Raw genomic sequence first — 14,528 nt, forward strand, 5'->3', positions numbered from 1 at the left:
AAGCGCGATGCCCTTTAGGTGAATTGCCTTAAGCTAAGGGGGTAAAAGGAGTAAATGCTTGGGAAAGGAGGCACATTCCATGACAAAACCACTTGCGGGTCAGACGGCGCTTGTCACCGGAGCTTCACGTGGGATCGGTAGAAGCATTGCGCTTGCCCTGGCTGAAGCAGGGGCTAATGTGGCTGTAAATTATGCCGGTAACGGGGAAGCCGCGGCAGCGGTTGTCCGTGAGATTGAAGCCTTGGGCGTAAGCGCGCTGGCTATTCAGGCTCATGTGGGTGACAGCGGCCAGTTTGATGCCATGGTGAAGCAGGTGCTTGACGCCTGGGGCCGAATTGACATCCTCGTAAATAATGCAGGAATCACTAGAGATAATCTGATTATGCGTATGAAGGAAGAAGAGTTCGATGCGGTGATCGAGACCAATCTTAAAGGCGTGTTTAATGGAATCAAATCCGTAACGCGTCCGATGATGAAGCAGCGTTTCGGCCGGATCATCAACATTTCATCTGTTGTCGGGGTTCTGGGCAACGCCGGTCAGGCTAACTATGTGGCCGCCAAAGCAGGTGTGATCGGACTGACCAAAACATCCGCCCGTGAGCTTGCATCCCGGAATATTACGGTGAACTGCGTGGCTCCCGGATTTATTGACACGGATATGACGGGAGAGCTTCCCGAAGAAGTCCGCGCTAAAATCCTGGGCGACGTCCCGCTGGCCCGTCTAGGCAAGCCAGAGGAAATTGCGAGTGTTGTTCTGTTCCTGACCTCGGAAGGGGCTTCGTACATGACCGGCCAGACACTTCATGTGGACGGCGGAATGTACATGTAGCCGGCTTGGCTTGGGGACAATAAAGGCAATGAGGGTTTTTAAAAGCGCCTCTATGGCATTTTAACTTTAATTCTCGTATAATACCAAAGAGGAGGTGAACCGGATGTCCGATGTATTGGAGCGTGTAAAACGCATTGTAGTTGATCGTTTGGGTGCTGATGAAGCTGAAGTAACACTTGAAGCTTCTTTCAAAGAGGACCTTGGTGCTGATTCCCTCGATGTAGTGGAATTGGTTATGGAATTGGAAGATGAATTCGATCTTGAAATTTCAGATGAAGATGCAGAGAAGATTACGACCGTAGGTGAAGTTGTAAATTACATACAATCTCATACCTAAGTCATTTAAAGTCCCGTACCTTGTTTAATGCAGGCGGGACTTCTCCTCATCTTGCAGAAGTTTCTGTTCGAAGAGTTCATTAACATTTAAATAGTACACATGAAGTCTATACGAGGTGAATGTGTTTGAAACATAGAGTAGTTGTGACAGGAATGGGAGTCATCACTTCCCTTGGGAAGGATTTGGACACGTTCTGGGATAGTCTTATGAACGGCAAATCCGGGGTATCCCGGATTGATTCGTTTGATGTTAGCGACTATACCACCCAAATCGCCGCATCGGTAAAGGATTTCAACCCAGAGGATTATTTTGACCGTAAGGAAGCAAGAAAGATGGACCGTTTCGTTCAATTTGCGGTCGCTGCGGGCTCTCAGGCCCTGAAGGACAGCGGGATTGAGATTGGCAATAACACAGATGCAGAGCGTATCGGTGTGTCCATCGGTTCAGGTATCGGAGGACTTGGTACCTGGGAGGATCAACACAATGTCCTGCTCGAAAAAGGACCCAAACGCGTAAGCCCTTTCTTTATTCCGATGATGATCGCCAATATGGGCTCAGGCCAAATGTCGATCATGTTCGGAGCTAAAGGACCGAATACCACACAGGTAACCGCTTGCGCCACCGGAACTCACTCTATTGGCGATTCCTTCCGCATTATTCAGCGCGGTGATGCTGACGTAATGATCTGTGGGGGAGCTGAAGCCACCATCCGCCCTACGGGAATGGCAGGCTTCTGCGCGATGAGAGCGATGTCCACGCGTAATGATGAGCCTGAGAAGGCAAGCCGGCCGTTTGACACGGGCCGTGATGGCTTCGTAATGGGTGAAGGTGCTGGAGTACTAATTCTGGAATCCCTTGAGCATGCCCAAAAGCGTGGAGCCAAAATCTATGCTGAAGTGGTGGGGTACGGACTTAGTGCGGATGCCCATCATATGACTGAGCCGGATCCGGACGGTGCGGCACGCTGCATGCGTATGGCGATCCGTGATGCCGGACTTAATCCGGAAGATATTGATTACATTAATGCCCACGGGACTTCGACTCCGGTAGGAGACCGTTCCGAGACTTTGGCGGTCAAGAAGGCGCTGGGCGATCATGCCTACAAAGTGGCGATCAGTTCAACCAAGTCCATGACCGGACATCTACTGGGTGCTGCAGGCGGGGTAGAGGCTGTGATCTGTGGTTTGTCACTGCAGAACGGTGTTATTGCTCCTACGATCAACCTGGAGGACCAGGACCCGGAATGTGATTTGGATTATGTGCCGAATCAAGCGAGAAAAGCGGATTTAAATATTGCTATGTCCAACTCCTTTGGGTTTGGTGGCCACAATGCCACTATCGTCCTGAAGAAATTCGATGCATAAGGAGTCAGTCTGTTGAGTGGAGATCTGAAGCAGTTACAACAAAAACTTCAAATTCAATTCCAGAACCGACAATTGTTGAAACAGGCATTTACCCACGCTTCCTATGTAAACGAACACCGGTTCAGCCAGCATGAAGACAATGAGCGCCTGGAATTTCTGGGGGACGCTGTGCTTGAATTGACGGTGTCGGAATATTTGTACCGTTTGTTTCCGAACCGGCCGGAAGGGGAGCTTACAAAGCAGCGTGCCGCTATTGTTTGTGAACCGTCCCTGGTTAAATTTGCCGAAGCGCTGGATTTCGGGAATTATGTGCTGCTCGGCAAGGGGGAGGAGCTGACAGGCGGACGTACACGTCCTGCGTTGCTTGCGGATGTATTCGAATCTTTTGTCGGCGCGTTGTATTTGGATCAGGGACTCGGGGCAGTCACTTCCTTCCTGGACAAGCATGTATTCACTCAGGTGGTCTTAAACGGGAAGCTTCAGGTAACGGATTACAAGACGGAGCTTCAGGAGTTGACCCAGCACCATAATCTCGGGACATTGGAGTACCGGATTATCGAAGAGCGGGGGCCTGCGCATGAGCGGGAATTTGTCTCTGAGGTATTTATGGATGGGAACAGCCTCGGCCAAGGGAGCGGACGCTCCAAGAAAGAGGCGGAGCAGCAGGCTGCGGCCGTTGCACTGGAGCGTTTAAGAGTACAGGAGTAGGCGGTCCGGATGGTGGGGCAGACAAGCCCTGTGGAGTTACTAAGGCAGATCAGAATGTAATTCTGGTCTGTCTTTTTTATGTTAGATGTATGAAAGATTTGGCGAATGGAGTGGACTGAGGCTGTCAAATTTGTTGCCCGTTATTGTATTTCATCGGATTTTCCAGCGGGGCGTTTTCCAATGTCCACGAGGATCAGCGAATGCTTCCCAACTGCTCTTCGTATTGCGGATCGGCTTCATGTTCACGGCTATGTCATCAAAGTGTCCAGGAAGTCCGCTACGTGTTTTTGTTTTTTCGCTGATACCCTCGCTATTGTTAAGCGTACGAGGGACGGTTGCAATTCCGACTCCAGTTTGCTTTGCTACATCTTGAATGGTCGTTTTTCTAATTTTGTCATACAAAGTTTATCCCTTAATAACGGAAACGGTTTCTTTCACTGTCACATGACGAAAACGTTTCCTATTTAGTTCAATAAAAAGATCCCCTTCCAATATAAAACGACATATGAAAGCTTGACAAAGTAAGGGAAAAGTGAAATGATTATTTTCGGAAACGTTTCCTTTTATTCCAAAAAACGAGATATGTCTATTCTAAATAAAATATATTCGGAGGAAAGTATAATGAGCAAACAAAAAGTAGCAGTAATTACCGGGTCAGGTCAAGGAATTGGTAAAGGATTAGCAGAGCGCTTAGCGAACGATGGATTTGCAATTGTACTTAGCGATATTAATGAGGCTACACTGAGCGAAACCGTTAAAGAATTTGAAGAAAAAGGTGTTAACGTAACATCAATGGTTGGAAATGTTGCAAAGCTGGAGGATCAAGTAGCTCTAGTTCAAAAAGCGGTTGACACGTTTGGCAGTGTAGATGTATTCATTAACAATGCAGGCATTGAAGGACAAATAGCTCCTCTTACAGAAACTGATCCAAAAGCTGTTGATCGTGTATTTGATATCAATGTTAAAGGTGTAATCTACGGTATTCAAGCAGCTGCAAATCAAATGAAGAAGCAAGGAACAGGCGGGAAAATTATTAATGCCTGCAGCATCGCTGGACAAGAAGGATTTGCATTGTTAGGTCCATACTCTGCAACAAAGTTTGCGGTTAAGGGCTTGACACAAGTTGCTGCAAAAGAACTTGCGAGAGACAAGATAACTGTTAATTCCTATTGCCCAGGCATTGTTGGAACTGCTATGTGGGAACGTCTCGATGAGGGAATGATGAAATATTTGGGTACTAAAAAAGGTGAGGCACTTGCAAAATATGCGGAAGGTATTGCACTTGGCCGTACTCAAACTCCCGAGGATGTTGCTAACTTGGTTTCATTCTTGGCGTCGTCTCAATCTGATTACATTACTGGTCAAAATATTCTGAGTGACGGTGGTATGGTGTTTAATTAAGCCGCATCCCACCACGAAATAAAAATGTGATTATTGGGTCATTCCACTGTATTATGGAACGGGAACGCTGCTGGCGCAAATTATACAATACGTCTGAATAAAAACAACTATAAGCGTTACAAGAATAAGGTAGCGTACTGGTTGACCTTTAACGAAATCAATAGGATGTCCATCAGCCCTTTTACGGGTGGGAGGTATATGAATTGAACGTGTTGAGAACAAGCTTCAGATGATCTACCAGACTCCTCACCATCAATTTGTAGCGAGCTCATTGGTTACAAAATTATGCCAGATTAGTCCCAGTGTAAAAATTGGCTGTATGCTTGCCCAGATGGAAAGTTATGTGCATACATGCAAACCTGGAGATGTATTGAAGAATCAGCAGGAGAACCAACGTAACTTGTTCTACACCGACATGCATGCGCGTGGAGATAGAATGGTTTTGGGAGAAGACATGGGACTTTGGCGTACAAGCAATTGCGAACCCCCCATTAAGGTGAACACCCCGGTAACGGCAAAACACACGCAGAATATCTTGAACTAATGGAAGCGGTGCTGAAAATCAGCACCGCTTATTTTGTATATAAACATGTGGTTTAGTTTCTTCTTAACCTCCAGATCTCCAAAGCTGCGAATTACCCGTTCACTAAAACGTTCATAGTAATCCATCACATCAAGGTAGACAATTTTCTCCTGCCTCATCCATGTTCGCATCATCTCGATTCTCTGTTATCAAATTCACGATCAGATGCCGGTTGTTCTGGAGGAGGCTGGTGTGGATGTCTGGTTGGATTAGGGTTGTCTGCAGCGAATTTTGTCTAGTCACACTGGGGCTTCAGTTATGTTACAATAGGCGTTAGAGGTGATAGGGTACGTATGTTTTTGAAAAGAATTGAACTATCCGGATTCAAGTCGTTTGCGGATCGTACGGAAATGGAATTTGTGCGTGGAATTACGGCGGTGGTCGGTCCTAATGGAAGTGGGAAAAGTAATATTTCCGACGGAATCCGCTGGGTGCTCGGGGAGCAAAGTGCGAAATCGCTTCGCGGCGGCAAGATGGAGGATATTATTTTTGCGGGTAGTGATGCCAGAAAGGCCGTAGGTTATGGTGAGGTCTCACTTACGCTGGATAATACGGACCAGGCGCTTCCCCTTGATTTCAATGAAGTGACGGTTACGCGCCGTGTTCACCGTAGTGGGGACAGTGAGTACCTGATTAACAAACAATCCTGCCGACTTAAAGATATCACTGAATTGTTTATGGATACAGGGATCGGCAAGGAAGCTTACTCTATTATCGGACAAGGTCGTATTGAGGAGATCCTGAGTACAAGATCGGAAGACCGCAGAGGTATTTTTGAAGAGGCCTCCGGAATTGTGAAATATAAATCACGTAAGAAAGACGCCCGTAAGAAGCTGGATGAGACCGAGACGAATCTGCTGAGGATTCACGATCTTGTCAGTGAGCTTGAGGACCAGATGGGCCCGCTTAAGGAACAATCCGAGAAGGCCCTGCATTACAAAGAACTGCGTGAGCAGCTTAAGCATAAGGAAATTTCACTGTATGTGTACCAAATTGAACAGATTCATACTTCCTGGAGTGAGGCCAATGAGAAGCTGGCCAAGCTGCGGGAGGAGCAGCTTACCCTCTCCACTATTGTTTCTGCCCATGACGCTACTCTGGAGAAGGAACGCTCAGAGCTTAGAGTGCTTGAAGAAGAGATTGAATCTCTGACCCAGCAGCTTCTGGAGTACAGTGAGAATTATGAGAAGAACGAGGGCTTCGGCGGCCTGCTGAAGGAACGTGCAAAGAATCTGATGCAGAACCGCCAGCAGCTGCTTGATTCCATTGCCGCGAATGAGGAGCGCTATAATCAGCGTGCGGCCGAGCTAAAGACAATGAAAGAGAAGTACGAGGAGTCGGACAGGCTTCTGACAGAGCTGCGGGCGCTGCTCTCGGCGGAAGAAGCCAAGCTGCTCGGGGTTACCGGCGGAATCAGTCAGGCTCAGGAGGAAGCGCTTAAGGGCGATTTGCTTGAAATTATGAATCAGATTGCCCAGGCGCGCAATGAAATCCGGTATGCGGAGCAGCAGAAGGAAGGCGTTGCACGGAGGATGGAGCGGGCTGAAACCGAGGGCTCCAAATGGCGTGATGAGCAGCAGAAGCTTGCTGAGCGCAAGGCGGAGCTGAACAGCCGTCTGGAGAAGATGGCTAAAGAGATAGCGGAAGTCCGTAAAAGCTACATAACGGAGAGCGAGCGTCTGCACTCGCTTCAGAAGCTGACGGAAGAGAGCCGGGACGGTCTGCGCAAATGGGAGCAGAAGCGCGAAGCGCTCGTCTCCCGCCGGGATACGATGAAGGAGATGCAGGATGATTTTGACGGCTTTGCGCTTGGCGTCAAAGAAGTGCTGAAGGCTTCCCGCAAAGGTGCACTAGGCGGAGTTCATGGTGCAGTGGCTGAGCTGATCCGGGTGCCGGAGAAGCTGGAGATTGCAGTAGAGACCGCTCTTGGAGCGGCGATGCAGCACATTGTCATGGAGAATGAGGCGGTATCCAGACAGGCGATTGCTTTCCTGAAGCAGCGCCAACTGGGGCGCGCAACGTTCCTGCCGCTCGATGTTATCCGCCCACGCCAAATCTCCGCTTCGGATAAGCGGACGATGGAGGATGCCGAAGGCTTCATCGGAGTCGGAGCAGAGTTGGTTGGCTGTGAGCCCAAGTATGAAGGGATCATCGGAAGCCTGCTCGGCAACGTAGTGTTCGCGGATACGCTTGAGCATGCGAACCGGATGGCGGCCAAAAGCCAGTACCGGTTCAGAGTAGTTACTCTGGAGGGCGACGTTGTAAACGCCGGGGGCTCCATGACCGGAGGAAGCCAGCACCGGAAGAACAGCAATCTGCTGGGACGCAGCCGCCAGCTGGAGCAGCTGGACCAGGATATCCGCCAAAGCGAGAGCATGATCCAGAAGCTGCGAAGCAGCATGGAGGAAGTCCGCGGGCAGATAACCCAGCTCGAATCGGAGCTTGAGCAAATGCGGGAATCCGGGGACCGGATGCGCAGCGAGGAGCAAAGTGTGGCAAGCGACCTGAAGCAGGTCGATCATGAATATAAACATGTGACTGAGCAGTTTGAGCTGTATGGCCAGGAAAAGGGCCATTATGTGAAGGAAATGGAGGAGCTCGATAAGAGCCGGATCGAAGCTGAACAGAAATTGAAAGAGCTGACGGCCGAGCAGCAGTCGAAGCATGATTCCATTCAGGCGGCTGAATTTGCCCGCAAAGCGAATGAGTCCGCTAAGGAAGAGCTTCAGGCCCAGTTAACCGGACTTAAAGTACGTGAAGGGAAGCTGGATCAGGAATGCCTTTCCCTGCGGGAGCAGCTTAGCAGGCAGCAGGAGGAATTTAACGCCCAGGAGAAAGAGCTTGAGCAGAACAAACGGATCTTAGCTTCAATTGAAGCCGATCTCAAGGAGAACGAGAACCAAAGTGTCCGGCAGATTGAAGATTTAAATGAGTACAAGCTCAAGAAGACCCGAACAAGCGAACGTCTTGATCTTCAGCGGGCGGCGAGAGCTTCTCTAATGAAGAAGCTCGAGGAAGGCGAGAGTGAGACGAAGGATCAGCGGGCTGCGCTAAAATCGGTGGACGAGCAGCTCTTGCAAACCGAGATTCAGGCGAACCGCCTTGATGTGGAGCTCGAGAACATTCTGAAGAAGCTCAGCGAGGATTACGAGCTGACCTACGAAAGAGCGAAGCAGCGTTACACGGTGCCGGAGGATGTGGCTCAGACCCAAGGTGAGGTCAGAGAGCTCAAACGCAGCATCTCCGCTCTCGGTGAAGTGAACCTGGGCGCAATCGAAGAGTTCCAGCGTGTCTCCGAGCGTTACGAGTTCCTCAGCGAGCAGAAGAATGATCTCGTTGAAGCCAAAACTACGCTGTATCAGGTTATCCGTGAGATGGACGATGAAATGTCCAAGCGCTTTAAAATAACCTTTGACGCCATTCGCCGGGAGTTCGGCACAGTATTCACCAAGCTCTTCGGCGGCGGAAGTGCGGATCTGATTCTGCTTGATCCGTCAAATCTCTTGGAGACAGGGATCGACATTGTGGCTCAGCCTCCTGGCAAAAAGCTTCAGAACCTGCAGCTGCTATCCGGTGGTGAGCGTGCGCTTACGGCGATGGCTCTCCTCTTTGCGATTCTTCAGGTGAAGCCGGTGCCGTTCTGTGTCCTTGACGAAGTGGAAGCGGCTCTGGATGAAGCCAACGTTATCCGGTTTGCCCAGTACCTCCGGGAATTCTCGGAGCAGACCCAGTTCATCGTGGTCACCCACCGCAAAGGTACCATGGAGGAGGCCGATGTCCTGTACGGCGTTACGATGGAGGAAGGCGGCGTATCCAAGCTGGTCTCCGTGCGGCTTGAGGACGATGAGGCTGAAATTGCGTAGCCGATAGGCGGCATGCGATAATAGAGGCAGACGAATTGAAGTCTGCCGAGAACATGTAAAAGAACGAGCGGTAAGTAAGGGCAGAGATGTAAAGATTCAAAGAAGAAAGGCACAGTCCGAGAAAGTTTGGGCTTCCGATCGCTGTTATCTTCGGATTTCTTGATTGTATTCACCTATAGGGGTTGAAATCCGAAGATAAAGGCGACCGCTGTCGCTTCTACAGCTCCAATCTTTCTCTCCCTGCTTGGTACTCCCCATCCTTCAATCGAGGAGGGGGAGTAGTAGGGAAAGAGCGGTTCCTGCGGGTAACCGCTCTTAACTGCAGAGCAACTCTTACAAACATTTTATGTTTGTTAAATTTTGCAGAACTAAAGCCTATACTGTAGAGATAGTCATCCATATTTTCATGAGATGTGTTAGGGACAGCGTGCATACGCACACCCTACGGCAAAAAGCATCGCGGCAGCTCCTCGCCCCAACAGCAGGAGCGCCTAAAGTGAAGCGGGTCCCGAAGGGACGGCAAGCGAGGAAATGGCACGTAGCCGCCCGGGAGCGCCAACAGCACACAACCCACCAACCTTTCGGGTGTCCAGAGGGCAAGTCCTCTGGGGCCCTCCCTGGTAGGGAGGGTTTGGGAGGGTATACACTACTTTAAAGGAGAATTCCATCTGTGAGTTTTTTTAAGAAGCTTAAAGAGAGCATTGCAGCAAAAACCGAATCGGTCACCAAACAGTTTAAAGAAGGTTTGGAGAAAAGCCGGAAGGGCTTCGTGGAGAAGGTTGCCGAGCTTGTAACCCGGCGCAAGAAGATTGATGAGGAATTTTTCGAAGAGTTGGAAGAGATTTTGATTGGAGCCGATGTGGGAGTTAACACGGTTCTCCAACTGATTGATGATCTGCGCGTGGAAGTGAAGAAACGCAAGATCGAAGACGCGGCTGAGCTTCAGCCCGTGCTGTCCGAGAAGATCCAGGAGCTTCTCCGCGGGGATGAGGACAACAGCATTCGGATGAATCCGGATGGGATAACGGTCATTCTGTTTGTAGGCGTAAACGGCGTAGGCAAAACCACAACGATCGGCAAGCTTGCTCACCACTACAAGCAGGAAGGCAAGAAGGTGCTGATGGCGGCAGGAGACACATTCCGGGCCGGTGCCATCGAGCAGCTGGAGGTCTGGGGACAGCGGGTTGGTGTTGAGGTGATCAAGCAGCAGGCAGGTTCAGACCCGGCGGCCGTCATGTATGATGCTGTGCAGGCCGCCAAGCAGCGCGGTGCGGATATCCTGCTCTGCGATACGGCGGGGCGCCTTCAGAACAAGTCCAACCTGATGGAGGAGCTCAACAAAATCTACCGCGTGATCCAGCGTGAAATTCCAGATGCGCCGCACGAGGTGCTGATGGTGCTTGACGCCACCACGGGCCAGAACGCGCTCAGTCAAGCGAAACTGTTTGGTGAGAAAAGCGGGGTTACAGGCCTTGTGCTGACCAAGCTTGACGGTACAGCTAAGGGTGGGATTGTCGTGGCGATCCGCCAGGAGCTCAGTCTTCCTGTCAAACTGGTTGGACTCGGAGAGAAGATGGAAGATCTTCAAAAATTTGATTCCGAGCAGTTTGTGCACGGATTATTTTCAGGCATACTGAAAGAGGAAGCAGACGAGTCGGAAGCCCAGTCCTAAAAAGGAGGGATGAACATGGCTAACACCCATACTTACCCGCGAAGAGAAGAAATCGCCAATGCGGTTACCCATGGCATCGGTGCGCTGCTCAGCGTGGCGGCGCTCGTGCTCTTAATTGTGTTTTCCAGCACAAAGGGAACGGTATGGCACGTGGTCAGCTTTACCGTCTATGGCATCAGCATGCTGATGCTTTATTGCAGCTCGACGCTTGTACACAGCTTTAAGGAAGGCAAGCTGAAGGATCTGTTTGAGTTTTTTGACCATTCCTCCATCTATCTTTACATCGCGGGAACCTATACGCCGTTTCTGCTGGTGGCGATCCGGGGGACGCTGGGCTGGAGTCTCTTTGGGGTTGTATGGGGGATTGCTTTGCTTGGGGTGGTATTCAAAGCCTATTTCGTCAAAAGGTTTTTGTTCCTCTCCACCCTTTTCTACCTCCTAATGGGCTGGTTAATCGTCATCGCCTGGCAGCCTCTGATGGCGGCGGTACCAGCTGCGGGCATGGAATTGCTTGTGATCGGTGGTATCATGTACACGCTGGGAACTATTTTTTATGTGTGGAGGGCATTTCCGTATCACCATGCCATCTGGCATTTGTTCGTACTCGCGGGAAGCGTGCTGCATTTTTTTGCAATTTTTCTCTATCTGCTTCCGGTACATTAGGACCGACAAAGCGGATGTAAAGCTTTAGTGAAGAAGATGTTAAGGGAAATGGCTTGACATCTTCTTTTGTTTTCGTTATGATTAGGTTCGTTGATGAGCTGTAAAGTGTTTTTCCTTGACGGAGGGAGTGCCCGCTGGTGAGTCAGGAGAATAGGCTTGAGAAGACAAATCGGGTGAATCTCTTATTCGATTTCTATGAACCGCTGCTCACAGAGAAGCAGCAGACTTTCTTGAAATATTATTTCCATGATGATTTCTCGCTGGGCGAGATTGCATCTGAGTTCGATATAAGCCGCCAGGCCGTATATGAGCATATTAAGCGGGCTGAGCAGATGCTGGAAGTTTATGAGGACAAGCTGGGATTGCTGGGCAAGCAGATGAAACGTGCCGGAGAGCTTGAGAATCTTCGCCGCCTGCTTGAGGAAGACAATTTTACGGATGTACATAAAGAGACCGCTCTTGATCTGGTTCGGAGATTGCAAGAGTGGTAATGAGATAAAATTTCAATTGGAGGTGACTGACTATGGCGTTTGAAGGATTGACCAGTCGGCTGCAAAACGTGTTTAGCAAGCTTCGCGGCAAAGGCAAGGTATCGGAAGATGATGTGAACGAAGCGATGCGGGAGGTTCGTCTCGCGCTGCTTGAAGCCGATGTTAACTTTAAAGTGGTTAAAGAATTTATCGCCAAGGTGAAGGAGAAGGCCATCGGCAGTGAAGTGATGGATAGCTTTACACCAGGGATGGTCATCATCGACATCGTAAACAAGGAACTGACCGAGCTGATGGGGGGAAGCCAGGCGAAGCTGGCCAGAAGCAACAAACCGCCAACCGTCATTATGATGGCGGGTCTGCAGGGGGCAGGTAAGACTACGACGTCCGCCAAGCTGGCCAAGCTTCTTCTGAAGCAGAACCACCGCCCATTGCTTGTAGCAGGGGATATTTACCGTCCTGCTGCGATCAAGCAGCTTCAAGTGCTGGGTGAACAGATTCAGGTTCCTGTATTTGCGCTTGGTGAAGGCATCAGCCCTGTAGAGATCGCACGCCAGGCCCTTCAGCACGCCAAGGACAACGGAAATGACTATCTGATTGTCGATACAGCGGGTCGTCTGCATGTGGATGAGCAGCTGATGGAAGAGCTTCGCCAGATTCACGAAGTAACCAAGCCGGACGAAGTTCTGCTAGTGGTGGATGCCATGACCGGTCAGGACGCTGTCAACGTCGCCGAGAGCTTCCACAGCCAGCTCGAGCTTACGGGTGTTGTTCTCACCAAGCTTGATGGAGATACCCGCGGGGGTGCAGCGCTATCGGTTAAAGCTGTAACAGGCTGTCCGATTAAATTCGCAGCCCTGGGTGAGAAGATTGACGCGCTGGAGCCATTCCACCCAGAGCGCATGGCCTCCCGGATTCTTGGGATGGGAGATATGCTCTCCCTGATTGAGAAGGCTCAATCCAATATTGATGCTGAGAAGGCTAAGGAAATGGAGCGCAAGATGCGCAACGCCGAATTTACGTTCGACGATTTCCTTGAACAGATGGATCAGGTCAAGAAGCTCGGTCCAATCGATCAGATCATGGATATGCTTCCTGGCATGGGCAAGGTGAAGCAGCTCAAGGATGTCAAAGTCGATGAGAAGCAGATGGGGCGTGTCGAAGCCATCGTCCGGTCGATGACCAAGGAAGAGAAGCAGAATCCTGACATGATCAACCATAACCGCCGCAAGCGTATCGCGCTTGGCAGTGGTACCACACTCGCTGACGTGAACCGTCTGATCAAGCAGTTTGATGAAATGCGCCGCATGATGAAGCAGTTCTCGGATATGATGGGCGGGCCAAAGGCTGGCAAGATGGCCAAGGCGATGAAGGGTCTTAAAGGTTTGAAAGGCGGAGGAATGAAGTTCCCGTTCCGGTAAGCCTTGATATATATTTTATCCTATTTAAGGAGGTGAATTTCGTTGGCAACTCGTATCCGTTTGAAACGTATTGGTGCTCATAAAGCTCCATTCTACCGTATCGTGGTTTCGAACTCCCGTTCCCCGCGTGACGGTCGCTTTATCGAGGAAATTGGTTACTACAACCCTGTCGCTGAACCGGCAGTTGTAAATATCAATGAAGAAAAAGCATTGCAATGGCTTCAAGATGGTGCTCAAGCATCTGACACTGTCCGTAACTTGCTTAGCAAAGCTGGTGTCCTCAAAAAGTTCCATGAACTTAAGAACCAGAAATAATTGCTGATTCGGAGGGTCTCTTATGGAGCAATTAGTCGGCGTTATTGCGAAGGCTTTAGTTGATCATCCGGAAGATGTGCGTGTGAACGTCGTGGAGAAAGAGCATCTGGTTGTTTTTGAACTGTCCGTGCATCCTGATGATGTAGGGAAGGTCATTGGCAAGCAGGGGCGGATCGCCAAGGCGCTTCGCACGGTCGTCACATCAGCAGCAGTGAAGCTAGATAAACGGGTTACCGTGGACATTATGTCTTAAAAATATACGAAAGAGGGTTAGGATGCATTTCCTAGCCCTTTTTCGTACATGCTGAAGCCATAAGCGGTTAGCGGCCCAGCCCATTTTATATTGAAGAGATCAGGAGGAAATTATGTCCGAATCATTATTATCGATCGGTAAGGTCGTAAATACACACGGAATCCGCGGCGAACTGAAGGTGCTGCTCAGCACGGATTTTCCAGAGGTGCGGTTTGCCCCGAAGAGCGAGCTTCTTCTTGTAAATCCCGAGACCCAGCGGAAGATCAAAGTTACCGTTGATCAATCACGTCCCTACAAACAGACTTATATCGTTAAATTCAAAGAATATGGAAATATCAATGAAGTGGAACAGTATAAGGGATGGGATTTGAAAGTAACGAAGGATCAGACGATTGAGCTGCCGGAGAATGAGTACTATTTCCATGAAATTATCGGCTGCCGGGTTGTGACGGATGAAGGTGAGGAGCTTGGGGTAATTGATGAAATTCTGCGCCCAGGTGCAAATGACGTGTGGGTTGTTAAGACTCCCGCCCGCAAACAAATTCTTCTTCCGGTCATTGACGATGTTGTTCTTGATGTAAATGTTAAGGACAAGCTGGTGAAGGTTCATCTGATGGAAGGGTTGTTATAA

General features: G+C 49.8%; 14 protein-coding genes and 2 pseudogenes. 14 read left to right on the top strand and 2 right to left on the bottom strand.

What is annotated here, in order from left to right:
* Nucleotides 1-79 precede the first annotated feature (79 nt).
* The 4 genes from fabG (at nucleotide 80) to rnc (ending at nucleotide 3,238) form a co-directional block, all read left to right on the top strand.
* Nucleotides 80-829, top strand: coding sequence for a 3-oxoacyl-[acyl-carrier-protein] reductase (gene fabG, locus KJS63_RS08350; protein ID WP_213618710.1), 750 nt, complete (start codon nucleotides 80-82; stop codon nucleotides 827-829).
* Between the two features lie 103 nt (nucleotides 830-932).
* The gene (gene acpP, locus KJS63_RS08355; protein WP_024630176.1) at nucleotides 933-1,166 is read left to right on the top strand and encodes an acyl carrier protein; all 234 of its coding nucleotides are present in this window, start codon (nucleotides 933-935) and stop codon (nucleotides 1,164-1,166) included.
* 125 nt (nucleotides 1,167-1,291) lie between these two features.
* Entirely contained in the window at nucleotides 1,292-2,530 is a 1,239-nt protein-coding gene (gene fabF / locus KJS63_RS08360) for a beta-ketoacyl-ACP synthase II (protein WP_213618711.1), read from the top strand.
* Between the two features lie 12 nt (nucleotides 2,531-2,542).
* The gene (rnc, locus tag KJS63_RS08365) at nucleotides 2,543-3,238 is read left to right on the top strand and encodes a ribonuclease III (protein WP_068619429.1); all 696 of its coding nucleotides are present in this window, start codon (nucleotides 2,543-2,545) and stop codon (nucleotides 3,236-3,238) included.
* Between the two features lie 285 nt (nucleotides 3,239-3,523).
* On the opposite strand, the pseudogene KJS63_RS08370 reads toward rnc, so the two are convergent.
* A pseudogene (locus tag KJS63_RS08370) lies at nucleotides 3,524-3,628 on the bottom strand (LacI family DNA-binding transcriptional regulator); the annotation flags it as partial.
* Between the two features lie 231 nt (nucleotides 3,629-3,859).
* On the opposite strand from KJS63_RS08370, the gene KJS63_RS08375 reads away from it, so the two are divergent.
* A complete protein-coding gene (locus tag KJS63_RS08375; RefSeq protein ID WP_213618712.1) occupies nucleotides 3,860-4,639 on the top strand; it encodes an acetoin reductase in 780 nt (259 codons plus the stop codon).
* Between the two features lie 111 nt (nucleotides 4,640-4,750).
* Nucleotides 4,751-5,072, top strand: a pseudogene (locus KJS63_RS26165) (family 1 glycosylhydrolase); the annotation flags it as partial.
* Nucleotides 5,073-5,179: 107 nt separating this feature from the next.
* Here KJS63_RS26165 and KJS63_RS08380 read toward each other — a convergent pair.
* The gene (locus KJS63_RS08380; protein ID WP_213618713.1) at nucleotides 5,180-5,356 is read right to left on the bottom strand and encodes a hypothetical protein; all 177 of its coding nucleotides are present in this window, start codon (nucleotides 5,354-5,356) and stop codon (nucleotides 5,180-5,182) included.
* Between the two features lie 159 nt (nucleotides 5,357-5,515).
* On the opposite strand from KJS63_RS08380, the gene smc reads away from it, so the two are divergent.
* The 8 genes from smc to rimM all read left to right on the top strand — a co-directional run bounded on the left by smc (nucleotide 5,516) and on the right by rimM (nucleotide 14,528).
* Nucleotides 5,516-9,085 (top strand): chromosome segregation protein SMC, encoded by a 3,570-nt coding sequence (smc, locus tag KJS63_RS08385; protein ID WP_213618714.1) that lies wholly within the window; start codon nucleotides 5,516-5,518, stop codon nucleotides 9,083-9,085.
* Nucleotides 9,086-9,755: 670 nt separating this feature from the next.
* On the top strand, nucleotides 9,756-10,757 hold the full coding sequence (gene ftsY, locus KJS63_RS08390) for a signal recognition particle-docking protein FtsY (RefSeq protein WP_068619421.1): 1,002 nt from the start codon (nucleotides 9,756-9,758) through the stop codon (nucleotides 10,755-10,757).
* A 15-nt stretch (nucleotides 10,758-10,772) separates the two neighbouring features.
* Complete coding sequence (gene trhA / locus KJS63_RS08395; RefSeq protein WP_213618715.1) at nucleotides 10,773-11,420, top strand: PAQR family membrane homeostasis protein TrhA; 648 nt, start codon at nucleotides 10,773-10,775, stop codon at nucleotides 11,418-11,420.
* Nucleotides 11,421-11,557: 137 nt separating this feature from the next.
* Nucleotides 11,558-11,911 (top strand): putative DNA-binding protein, encoded by a 354-nt coding sequence (locus KJS63_RS08400; RefSeq protein ID WP_068619418.1) that lies wholly within the window; start codon nucleotides 11,558-11,560, stop codon nucleotides 11,909-11,911.
* 32 nt (nucleotides 11,912-11,943) lie between these two features.
* A complete protein-coding gene (ffh, locus tag KJS63_RS08405; protein ID WP_213618716.1) occupies nucleotides 11,944-13,329 on the top strand; it encodes a signal recognition particle protein in 1,386 nt (461 codons plus the stop codon).
* Nucleotides 13,330-13,371: 42 nt separating this feature from the next.
* On the top strand, nucleotides 13,372-13,644 hold the full coding sequence (gene rpsP / locus KJS63_RS08410; protein ID WP_068619412.1) for a 30S ribosomal protein S16: 273 nt from the start codon (nucleotides 13,372-13,374) through the stop codon (nucleotides 13,642-13,644).
* A gap of 22 nt (nucleotides 13,645-13,666) precedes the next feature.
* Nucleotides 13,667-13,897 carry a KH domain-containing protein gene (locus KJS63_RS08415; protein WP_213618717.1) on the top strand — a complete coding sequence of 77 codons (231 nt, stop codon included), beginning with the start codon at nucleotides 13,667-13,669 and terminating at the stop codon, nucleotides 13,895-13,897.
* A gap of 112 nt (nucleotides 13,898-14,009) precedes the next feature.
* Nucleotides 14,010-14,528, top strand: coding sequence for a ribosome maturation factor RimM (rimM, locus tag KJS63_RS08420; protein WP_213618718.1), 519 nt, complete (start codon nucleotides 14,010-14,012; stop codon nucleotides 14,526-14,528).

Origin of the sequence: Paenibacillus sp. J22TS3 (assembly GCF_018403205.1) — a bacterium.
GTDB lineage: Bacteria > Bacillota > Bacilli > Paenibacillales > Paenibacillaceae > Fontibacillus > Fontibacillus tuaregi.

Bases quoted from the DNA above. Each gene is read 5' to 3' on its own strand.
- trhA (WP_213618715.1), top strand. From the start codon at position 10,773: ATGGCTAACACCCATACTTACCCGCGAAGAGAAGAAATCGCCAATGCG.
- ffh (WP_213618716.1), top strand. From the start codon at position 11,944: ATGGCGTTTGAAGGATTGACCAGTCGGCTGCAAAACGTGTTTAGCAAG.
- KJS63_RS08375 (WP_213618712.1), top strand. From the start codon at position 3,860: ATGAGCAAACAAAAAGTAGCAGTAATTACCGGGTCAGGTCAAGGAATT.
- rimM (WP_213618718.1), top strand. From the start codon at position 14,010: ATGTCCGAATCATTATTATCGATCGGTAAGGTCGTAAATACACACGGA.
- smc (WP_213618714.1), top strand. From the start codon at position 5,516: ATGTTTTTGAAAAGAATTGAACTATCCGGATTCAAGTCGTTTGCGGAT.
- KJS63_RS08415 (WP_213618717.1), top strand. From the start codon at position 13,667: ATGGAGCAATTAGTCGGCGTTATTGCGAAGGCTTTAGTTGATCATCCG.
- fabG (WP_213618710.1), top strand. From the start codon at position 80: ATGACAAAACCACTTGCGGGTCAGACGGCGCTTGTCACCGGAGCTTCA.
- acpP (WP_024630176.1), top strand. From the start codon at position 933: ATGTCCGATGTATTGGAGCGTGTAAAACGCATTGTAGTTGATCGTTTG.
- KJS63_RS08380 (WP_213618713.1), bottom strand. From the start codon at position 5,356: ATGATGCGAACATGGATGAGGCAGGAGAAAATTGTCTACCTTGATGTG.